The organism is Pantoea sp. SGAir0183 (assembly GCF_043545505.1).
Window position 1 is genome coordinate 233,189 of record NZ_CP028057.1, and the last position, 10,027, is coordinate 243,215.

7 protein-coding genes and 1 pseudogene are annotated in these 10,027 nt (G+C 53.7%); 2 read left to right on the forward strand and 6 right to left on the reverse strand.

Features of this window, described 5'->3' with window-relative positions:
- Positions 1-31 precede the first annotated feature (31 nt).
- Positions 32-1,690 (forward strand): methyl-accepting chemotaxis protein, encoded by a 1,659-nt coding sequence (locus tag C1N59_RS21650; RefSeq protein ID WP_394551106.1) that lies wholly within the window; start codon positions 32-34, stop codon positions 1,688-1,690.
- A 258-nt stretch (positions 1,691-1,948) separates the two neighbouring features.
- Here C1N59_RS21650 and C1N59_RS21655 read toward each other — a convergent pair whose 3' ends face one another.
- From C1N59_RS21655 to C1N59_RS21675, 5 genes are all read right to left on the reverse strand, one after another.
- A complete protein-coding gene (locus tag C1N59_RS21655; RefSeq protein ID WP_394551108.1) occupies positions 1,949-5,023 on the reverse strand; it encodes an efflux RND transporter permease subunit in 3,075 nt (1,024 codons plus the stop codon).
- Positions 5,020-6,153, reverse strand: a complete 1,134-nt coding sequence (locus C1N59_RS21660) for an efflux RND transporter periplasmic adaptor subunit (RefSeq protein ID WP_394551110.1) — start codon at positions 6,151-6,153, stop codon at positions 5,020-5,022. Before C1N59_RS21660 ends, C1N59_RS21655 begins: the two co-directional genes overlap by 4 nt.
- A 117-nt stretch (positions 6,154-6,270) precedes the next feature.
- Positions 6,271-7,458, reverse strand: a complete 1,188-nt coding sequence (locus C1N59_RS21665; RefSeq protein ID WP_394551112.1) for a sensor histidine kinase — start codon at positions 7,456-7,458, stop codon at positions 6,271-6,273.
- A complete protein-coding gene (locus C1N59_RS21670) occupies positions 7,455-8,147 on the reverse strand; it encodes a response regulator (RefSeq protein ID WP_283789038.1) in 693 nt (230 codons plus the stop codon). Before C1N59_RS21670 ends, C1N59_RS21665 begins: the two co-directional genes overlap by 4 nt.
- A 636-nt stretch (positions 8,148-8,783) precedes the next feature.
- Complete coding sequence (locus C1N59_RS21675) at positions 8,784-9,068, reverse strand: hypothetical protein (RefSeq protein WP_006121951.1); 285 nt, start codon at positions 9,066-9,068, stop codon at positions 8,784-8,786.
- 175 nt (positions 9,069-9,243) lie between these two features.
- Between C1N59_RS21675 and C1N59_RS21680 the strand changes: the two genes are divergently transcribed.
- Entirely contained in the window at positions 9,244-9,555 is a 312-nt protein-coding gene (locus C1N59_RS21680) for a hypothetical protein (RefSeq protein ID WP_006121950.1), read from the forward strand.
- A 7-nt stretch (positions 9,556-9,562) separates the two neighbouring features.
- On the opposite strand, the pseudogene C1N59_RS21685 reads toward C1N59_RS21680, so the two are convergent.
- Positions 9,563-9,949 (reverse strand): annotated as a pseudogene (locus C1N59_RS21685) (bleomycin resistance protein).
- Positions 9,950-10,027: the final 78 nt, after the last annotated feature.

A 10,027-nucleotide genomic window follows, 5' to 3' on the forward strand; every position in this document is an offset into this window, starting at 1 on the left:
TAGTTTTTACCTATCCGGGGGAGTTTTTTCTATGACAATCACGCAGCGTTTAGTGATGGCATTTTCTTTGCTTGCTTTATCACTTTGTGCGCTTGTTGCTGTTTCTTTATCTGTGATTTCGGGCTTTCAGTCGCGCTTTGAATATGTTCAGGTTAATGCTATTCCCAGCATTAAAGATCTGAATAAATCAATTAGCGCAACTAACCAACTGGGGCTGGCCCTGTATCGCCATCAGACGGCGACAGACAGCGCTAAGCAGGCTGAAGCAGAGCAAAAAATTAATACCATCATTAATAACATCAAGTCATTAAATGATTATTATATGGCGAATGATATTTCCAGTGATGAAGATAAAGAAATGACCGTTGGGGCCAATCGTAACCTCGATGCGGTCCGCAGCGCGTTACCTGCTTTTCTTGCTGCCTCACGTAGCCATAATAATGAACTGTCACTTTCTCTCCTGCAAAGTGACAATGGCATTGGCGCTGCCGCACGTAAAATGGAGTCTGATTTTACTAAACAAATTGAGCTGAACATTCAGATTGGTGATGCACTCAGAGCACAGAATAATCAGATTTATTCTAAAACCGTCTGGATGATGACCTGTGCCTCACTGTTGGTTATTTTGCTGCTCGGTGCGTTCTCAATAAACATTATTGTTGGCATTAAACGTAGCCTTACCAGCATCAAAGATACCATGGCCGAAGTGAGCAGCAATTTGGATCTGACACGCTTAGCGCCGGTGTTGAGAAAGGATGAGATTGGTCAAACGGCTATGGCGTTTAATGATCTGCTTAAGCGTGTATCGACTACGCTGCTGTCAGTCAATCATGCGGCGCAATCCGTCAGCACAGGATCGACGCAGATTGCGGCTGGCAACGAAGATTTGTCATCTCGCACTGAGCAACAGGCCGCCTCGCTGGAAGAGACATCGGTTAGTATGGCTACGCTCAGCGATACCGTACGGCAAAATGCCGAGGGCGCAGTCCAGGCCAGCAACCTGGCCAATAACGCCAATAAACTGTCCAGGCAGAACGGCGAAGCCGTGAGTCAGATGCTGACCACGATGGATGAAATTCGCGGTAGCTCAGCCAAAATATCTGATATCACAGGGCTGATCGAAGGTATTGCATTTCAGACGAATATTCTGGCCCTTAACGCCGCCGTTGAAGCTGCCCGTGCGGGTGAGCATGGCCGTGGTTTTGCGGTCGTGGCATCAGAAGTTCGCAATCTGGCACAACGTTCGTCATCCGCGGCTCGTGAAATTAAAGAGTTAATCACCACGTCTGTTTCGCAGGTTGAACAGGGGCTGACGCAGGCAACAAGCGTAGGCAGTAACTCCGATAACGTGGGCCATGCTATTCAGCAGGTTGCCGATCTGGTTAATGAAATTGCCGCTGCTACAGCCGAGCAAAGCAAAGGCATTGAGCAGGTGCACCAGGCTATCGGCCAGATGGATGAGGTCACGCAGCAGAACGCCTCCCTGGTTGAGGAAGCTTCATCTGCATCCAAATCTTTACAGGAGCAGGCGGAAACGTTGTCGAGACTGGTGTCAACGTTCAAAGTTAACGAGAGCGTCACGCAGGTGGCAGTATCGTCCCCTGTAGCCGTGAGCTATGCATCGCCTGTGTTAAAAAGACCGCAACTGAATACCACCGGCGCAGACAAGGTTAACTGGGAAAGTTTCTGATGCGCTGTCACTGGGCCTGATCGCTTCAGGCCCAGAACACGTGCGCTGCGATATCGCAGCGCTTTCTTATTGAAATGCGTTTTGCGTGGCGAAAAAGCCTTCTTTTTGGCGCATAAGACGCGTTTCTCTCCTTCGATGCACGCTAGTGATACTGTGCAGGCCTTGTGCGTTATTCATGCCCTCCTTCACATACCCGGACCGTATGCCTGATTCCGTTGCGCACTGCGATCCGTAACCCAGTGACAATGTTCGCCGCCCTCATGTGCGCGATCGGGGCGCGCGGCGGTTTTCCCATGCCATTATCAGGCTGAGTGAGGCGGGCAGCAGGGTCAGCGTGACCAATGTGCCGGTGATCAGCCCACCGATGATCGCGAATGCCATCGGCCCCCAGAAAACCTGATGTGAAATAGGTAACATGCCGAAGATTGCCGCGCAGGCAGTGAGCAGGATGGGACGCGCCCGGTGCAGTGCGGCATGGCGGATGGCGTCACCCTGTGCCATGCCAGCCTGCGCATGGCTGTCCACCTCGCTGATCATGATTACGGCGTTACGGATAATCATGCCCGCCAGCGCAATGATGCCCAGCAGTGCGACAAACCCCATCGGCGTGCCACCCGGTAACATTGCCAGGACAATCCCCGGCAGGCCAAAAGGTGCCATCAGCAGCGCAAGCAGCATTCTGGAGAACCGCTTCAACTGCAGCATCAATAACACAAGCATGCAGCACAGGGTGACAGGCAAAACGGCAAACACCGAACTGTTACCTTTATTCGACTCGGCGACGGTTCCACCTTCTTCAATGGCGTAACCTGCGGGCAAGGTTGCCCGCAGAGTATCCAGGCCAGGTCTCAGTTGATCAGACACCGTTTCGGCCCGTTGCTCAGGTGCAATATCGGTTTGCACGGTGATATAGGGCAAACGCTGTCGTCGCCAAATCACCGGATCGTCGAGCTGCCATTTCAGTGTGGCGACCTGCCCAAGCGGAATTTTTTGCCCGGAAGCTGTGTTGAGCATCAGGCTGTCTAAGATCGCTGTGTCCTGTCGTTCCCGATCGTTGCCGCGCAGAACCACATCTATCAGCCGGTTATGATCGCGAACAGTGGTCACGGTACTGCCGGACATGACAGTATTCAGTGTGGAAGCAATGCTTTCTGAGGAGACGCCGACGGCGCGTGCAGCAGTCTGGTTTACCTCAACATTGATTTCCCGCTCGGGCTCGCCAGCCGTCATATTTACCTCACGCGTATTCGGCGAACGCGAAAGTTGAGCAGCCAGTTTTTCCGCGATGTCCCGCACTTTGCTGTAGTCAGGGCCGGTGACGCGGTATTTCAATGGCCAGCCTACGGGGGGACCCAGTTCGAGAGGGGCCACACGGGCAGTCAGATCGCTGAAATCCCGCGCCAGTGTCGCCTCCAGGCGGCGTCGAACCCGATCACGCGCTTCCAGGTTCTTAGTCACCACAACCAGTTGCGCCACATTTTCATTGTCCAGCAAGACTTCCATGGGCAAATAAAACCGCACGGCACCTGCGCCGACATAGCTGGAGAAGTGATCGACATCGTGATCGGCGCGTAACAGGGTTTCCAGCTGTGCGGTACGCCGTGTCGTTTCACTTTGAGAGGCATTTGCCGCCAGCGAAAGATTCACTAACAGCTCGGGACGATCGGACGCGGGGAAGAATTCGCCCTGCATCAATGTAGTGCCTGCAATCCCCATTCCCAGCAATAACAAGGCGCTTATCACGGTTGTCCAGCGGTAGTGTAAAACCCGATCAAGCAGACGACGATAGCAGCGGGCCATCAGCCCGGGAGGTGGTGATGGGGCTGTCACCTGCTCAGTTAACAGCCAGGTGCCGATAACAGGGGAAAACAGAATCGCCACGACCCAGGAGCACAGCAGCGAGATCAGCACGACTGCAAAAAGGGAGTAACAATATTCACCGGCGCTGGAGGCCGCAAAACCGACCGGAATAAAACCGGCGATCATCACCAGTGTTCCCGTCAGCATAGGAAACGCGGTGGTTTTAAACGCAAAGGTTGCGGCCTGCGCTTTGCTGTCTCCCGCCTCAAGGCGGGAAACCATGGTTTCAACCGTGATCATGGCATCATCGACCAGTAAACCCAGCGCAATAATGAGAGCCCCCAGCGAAATGCGTTGCAGGCCAATACCGGCCACTGTCATGCCGACGAATGTCATGGCCAGAACGAGGGGAATCGCAGCGGCGACCACCAGCCCGGCACGGAAACCCAGCGAGAAAAACGAGATTGCCAGAACGATCAGTACCGCTTCCGCCAGCACCCGCACAAAGCCACTGACGGCGGTTTTAACAACGGTGGATTGATCGGCGATCTTCACCATCGTGATGCCATGCGGGAGCTGGGCGGCAATCGTCTCCATACGCGCATGAATGGCCTGACCAAATTTCAGCATATTACCCGTCGGGGCCATGGAGATGGCCAGGCCAATGCCAGGCTCGCCGTTGACCCGGAAGGTTGACGCTGGCGGTTCAGCAGGCTGAAGCGTTATCGTGGCAATACTGGTCAGCGGGATAAAGCGCTGGCCGATATGTAAGGTAATGGCCTTAAGGTTATCAGCCGAGGTCAATGCACCACTGACATGAAGTGCAATATTTTCTTTATCAGTGCGTATTACACCTGCGGGCGCAACGGCATTTTGCGCGGCCAGAGCATCACTTACCTCCCGAAGCGTAAGGCCCATGCCCGCTAACTGCCGTGGCGAAAACGCGATAACAATGTGTTCTTCCTGTTCGCCAGGCAGGGTAATTTTACCCATGTCTGGCACATCCATCAGGCTTCGACGGATCTCATCGACTTTATCCCGCAGTTCTCGCGGACTGAAACCATCGGCCGTAAAGCCATAAATCGTGCCATAGGTGTCGCCAAATTCGTCATTAACAGCGGGACCCTGAACGCCTTGTGGAAGCGATGAGGCGATATCCTGCATTTTTTTCCGAATCTGGTACCAGATAGTCGGGACCTGATCCGGCGGCGTAGCATCACGCAGGTTAACAAAGATGACCACCTTTCCGGCCCGGGTTTCACTCTCGATAAAATCCAGGAACGGTGTTTCCTGCAGTTTTTTTTCCAGCGTATCCGTCACTAACTGCATCGTGTCTTCCACCGTGGCACCGGGCCATTGTGCGGACACGACCGCCGTTTTGATGGTAAACGCCGGATCTTCATTACGGGGCAGATCGATGTAGCTCAGTACGCCCGTCGTCATCACCAACAGCATGAAAAACACCACCAGTTGCTGATGTGCTAACGCCCAGGCAGAGAGATTAAAGCGGGCCCTTTCAGCCGATCTTCTCATTTTTCATCCTCCCCGGGCTGTACCCGCTCTCCCGGCAAGAGCGTTTTCACGCCTGCGGTGACTATGCGCTCACCCGGTATCACGCCGGCACTGAGATAGATATGTTGGGCATCGAAGCGCGCCAGCGTGACCGGCCTGAGTGAAAGCTGATGGGACTGGGTGTTCACCACAAAAACGGCGGGACGATCGCCGGCACGCGTGAGAGCGCTGGCGGGCAGGATGACAACCTGTTCGGCTTTACCGGGAAAGGCCCCCACGACGGTCGACCCCAACGCCATAGCGACCGGCGGTTGAGGCAGCATGATACGTAGTCGCCAGGTGCGGGTCTGCGGATCGGCCTGCGGACTGATATCGCGAAAATGCCCTTGTGTCTTTATCGCAGGGTTCGATAACAACGTAATGCTGAAGGGCGTGGAGGAGGCGTACTCCGCCAGCGAGGGTTCAGCAAGGTCAAAGACAGCATCGCGATCGCCATCAGCGGCAAGCGTCATTACGGACTGCGCAGCGCTGACCACCTGACCCGGCTGGACATTGACGGCGGTAATAACACCGGCGCGCGGCGCGGTAAGTTGCGTCCAGTTGAGATTATCCTGGGCATTTTTAAGCGCGGCTTCACTGCTCTGACGCCGGGAAACGGCCGCCTGCCAGTCACCTTTTGCACTGTCTAACTGCGAACGGGAAATGGCCCCTCCGGGCATCAGCTGCTGCATACGACGCAGCGTTAGTGCGGCAACATGTTCTGAGGCGCGCGCACTCGCCAGATCGGCAGTGGCACTGCTGAGCTGGTTTTGAGCGGCATTACTGTCTAAGGTCGCCAGAACCTGACCGGCATTCACATGCTGTCCAATGTCCGTGGTGCGGGTAATGACGCGGCCATCCAGCCTGAAAGCCAGCGAAATTTCTTCATGGGCACGAATTTCACCCGTCTGCGTCATCAGTCCACCGCTGGAGAAGGGAGGAACCAGCACTGTCCGGACGGGACGAGGCGCCTCACGCGCAGGCGGCGCTTCCTCCCGGCAGCCTGACAGGATAAGCATGCCTGCCACGACAAACAGTGACGGTAACACATAACCCGGAAAGCTCAGATGACGCAGCGCCTGGCGGGCAAAAGCGGGAATAAAATCTGTCATAACCGTATTCCTGAAATGAGACAGGCTCATTTAAAGCGGGTTATGTCCAGAAACCTTCGATGAATTATCAAGAAATGGTCAAGGCAGACAAAAAAGCCTGTGCAGGCCAGTACGCACTCAGATTGAGCGCGCGTCGTCAGATAAAGGCAAAACGATTGTAATCTGCAGTCCGCCGTCCGCAGGCAAACGTGCAAATATCTCCCCACCGTGCGCCTCAACGATAGCCTTCGCAATAGACATGCCGAGACCGCTTCCGCCGGAATGCCGTGCGCGCGACGATTCTGCCCGGGTGAAACGGTCGAAAATGACAGGCAGAAACTGAGGATCCACGCCCGGCCCATAGTCGCGAAACTGCAGTGTGACAGCGGCGGGCGAGGTATGAGCGGTCACAGAAAACCGTTTCCCCTCTGCGGCATAGCGCAGTGCATTTTCCGTCAAGATGGTTACCACCTGGCCCAGCCGGGAGGCATCGCCAGTGAAAGAGAGTTGGCCGGGCGACTGCACCTCAATCACCATCTGTTCGGCTTCAGCCTGAGGCGCCAGCCACGCTGTACGTTCGCGTAACAGCTCGGTAAGGTTAAACCGGCTCAGGCTGAGCGTAAGCTGGCCAGCTTCCGCTAACGATAATAAGTGCAGTTCATCCGTCAGGCGGCTCAGCTGCGTCAGCTGCTTCATGATCATGGAGAACTGCTGAGGTTCCGGCGCAAATACGCCGTCGACAATGCCTTGTAAGCGGCCAATGGCTGCGGTGAGTGGCGATCGTAGTTCATGAGCAACGGCAACCTGCGAAGCTTTAAGCTCGCGTTCGTAACGGGCTAACTGCTGGGTCATCAGATTAAAGTCTTCCGTAAACCGCACTAATTCCTGTGGCGCGCCTTCGACCTGACCGACCGATGTGCCGAATTTCCCCTGTGCCACATCGCGTGCCGCATTCGCCAACTGACTAAACTGTTTCGCCAGCGGTCGGGCGAAGCGCAGCCCCATTACAATAAAGAACGGAATCACCACGGCGACCAGTACGGCGACCGTCAGCCAGTCAGCCGAGGCGATTGACGGGTCGGAAAAGCCGACGCCCCACCATTGATCGACAATCTGATGAAAGCGAGCCGGTGCCTGCTCCGGGTGTAACCGTATACGGGAAAACTCCGCCCAGACGTCCGCAGGCATGCGAGAGTAAACCCAGAGCATTTGCAGCGCGAAACGCAGCCACATGCAAAACGCGATAAGGATGACGCTTCCCAGACCGATTATCAAAATACGGATGCAGATCCAGCGCCACATTGAGTCGTGCGTTTTTAGTTTCATGGTTGTCTGAACCTGTAACCCACACTGCGAACCGCAGGTAAAATATCTGACATGCCTGCGGCTTCCAGTTTGCGTCGCAGGTTATAAACATGGGTATCAACTACGCGCTCAAGCGCATCACTTTCAGGCAGGCAGTGTTCAAGCAAGAATAAGCGACTAAACGGGCGGGTTGGGGCGCGCATCAACGTCACCAGAATCGAAAACTCCGTTGGGGTCAGATCGAGCCGCTGAATGCCCTGTTCATTTTTTACTACTGCTGTCAGCGATTCAGTATCGACTTCCAGACCCGCCCAACATAATGTGCTGTCGGGGACGGTACTTTGTTGGGTGCGACGTAAAACGGCCTGAACACGTGCGACGACCTCGCCAGGATGGTAGGGTTTCACCACATAATCATCTGCACCATAGCGTAATGCGCCGATCCTGTCGGGGGCATCTCCCATTGCTGTCACCATAATCACTGGTGTATTTCCCCTGCGTCGAAGGGCCGCCAGAACTTCCGTGCCGTTCATAACGGGCAGCATCACATCAAGCAGAATGAGATCGGGCTGCCAGCGTTGCGCGTGGTCAAGTCCTGTCATTCCATCGCCAGCAATCATCACCGTGTAGCCTTCACGTTTAAGATAGGCTTCAAGTACGCTGGCTGCATCGGCATCATCTTCGATAATCAGTACACGTTTAGACTTCATTGGGGCCACTTTGACTTTTTCTCCCTCATTTCCCGTATGTGCCCGCACCGCTTTATTGGCATGTCAGCCGTGTCGTCTGCATTTAATGTGATTAAGCAAAACGATAATAACCTGAAAAAATCGGCAAGACATGGTCAGTTTAATGTCGGCTGGAGGAAGAGAAGGGAATGCGCAGGATGCCAGAGAGAGGAACAATACGCCTAATGAAAAAACGTGATGAAAAAGGGCGCGATCAGAAATAATGAACGGACATCAGACGCTTTTTCAGGTTGTTACCAAACGGCTGACCAGGCGGAGCCAGACGTTTACGTTTAAGGCATTACGGGGGTCTCAGTGTGAGAAATGTCTGCGATGCCGGTGCGTAGCGCTGGGCAGAAAACATGACACTGTCACTTTTAGGGTGAGCGTTTTGCTCAGGCAAGACTGGTATGGTGCCGGGCAGGAAGTGGTTACGGGCAGGCCAGGTAACATTCATACAAGGCTGTCCGACTGATTCGGTGAAAAACCGTCCGGCTTAATAACGCCGCCGCGTAATGTCTGGCGCAAACCTGATCGGTCGCGTGATTTATCGCTTCTGTGCAAGGCCGCCCCACAGCAGCCTTCATCTGCTACGGGGCGGCCAGCATGAATCCGTATTTACCCTTTATGGCACGCGACGCGATCGTAACCGGTAAGTGCGGATTTCGCCGTCGCTTTACGCTTTCTGCTGTTAACTTTGGGCAGCCAGATTTTAAATTGCTCCGCCAGTTGCTTCGCCTGTTGTTCATCCGTGGTACGACAGATAAACAGTTTACTCTTGGTTTGATTGGTCACATCGGTGGCATAAATTTCGTAACTTCCGCCACGGTGATCGTATTCAATATCCGTGAAATGCATGTGTGGCCACAGGCCCGTTCTGACCTCAAACTTGCTCAATTCCATAATTTTTACCGTTTTTGTTTTTTGCTGTGATGAATGTCGTTCCCCTGGTCGGGCCACTAAATGTAGAACAAATTCGGATTTGTGCCAGCCGACAACATTATTTTTCACTGCCAGTCTTAATTTTTTATAAAAACAGCGTGTTACCATGACATTACGTCATTAAAAGGAGAAAACGATGATTGTCAGAACCTGGCATGGTTGTGTCCCTCAGCAGCACGCAGAGGCATTTTTTACGCATCTACAGAAGACGGGCGTGCAGCATGCAGAATCGGTACCCGGTAACACAGGCGCTTTTATTCATCAGGTTGCACAGGGAGAGTGGCAGCATTTCTTTCTGGCCACATACTGGCGGGATCTGGCGGCAGTGAAAGCGTTTGCTGGCGAGGATTACCCGGTGGCAGTTACCTATGCGGATGATGAACAGTTTGGGTTGATCTCCGATCCCTATGTCTTTCACCATCAGGTCAGCGAGGTGGTCGCGCTGTAATGTTTTTTCAGTCTAAGACCTGACAAAAACGCAGCAGGTAGCCATCTGGATCCTGAACCAGTAACGCCTGCTGGCGTTAATATTTCTCACCCGTATAGTAGGCGTTTTCGCTAAGTGGTCGGAACAAGGGCGTGCCCGTTTTCACCAGGCGCGTGTGAAGCTGCTGAATATTGGAGACTTCTGTCTGGAAGTTAATACCGCGTCCCAAAGGATACTGCATCTCTGCGGTGTGCCAGCCCGCGTCATGCTGCTGTTCAATCATTAATTGCGCTTCACCATAACAGAGATAAGCGAAGTCTGGGTGAATGCGTCTTATTCTCACAGTAAACCCCAGTTCATCGACATAAAACGCAAAGGATCTGGCAAAATCAGTGACAGTCAGTTCCGGCACCATCGAATTCCAGAAGCGAGAATCAGCAAGTTCAACTGACAATGTAGTGACGCGTAATTCCTTGTTCATAAGAAAAAAATC

Bases quoted from the DNA above. Each gene is read 5' to 3' on its own strand.
- C1N59_RS21655 (WP_394551108.1), bottom strand. From the start codon at position 5,023: ATGAGAAGATCGGCTGAAAGGGCCCGCTTTAATCTCTCTGCCTGGGCG.
- C1N59_RS21675 (WP_006121951.1), bottom strand. From the start codon at position 9,068: ATGGAATTGAGCAAGTTTGAGGTCAGAACGGGCCTGTGGCCACACATG.
- C1N59_RS21650 (WP_394551106.1), top strand. From the start codon at position 32: ATGACAATCACGCAGCGTTTAGTGATGGCATTTTCTTTGCTTGCTTTA.
- C1N59_RS21665 (WP_394551112.1), bottom strand. From the start codon at position 7,458: ATGAAACTAAAAACGCACGACTCAATGTGGCGCTGGATCTGCATCCGT.
- C1N59_RS21660 (WP_394551110.1), bottom strand. From the start codon at position 6,153: ATGACAGATTTTATTCCCGCTTTTGCCCGCCAGGCGCTGCGTCATCTG.
- C1N59_RS21670 (WP_283789038.1), bottom strand. From the start codon at position 8,147: ATGAAGTCTAAACGTGTACTGATTATCGAAGATGATGCCGATGCAGCC.
- C1N59_RS21680 (WP_006121950.1), top strand. From the start codon at position 9,244: ATGATTGTCAGAACCTGGCATGGTTGTGTCCCTCAGCAGCACGCAGAG.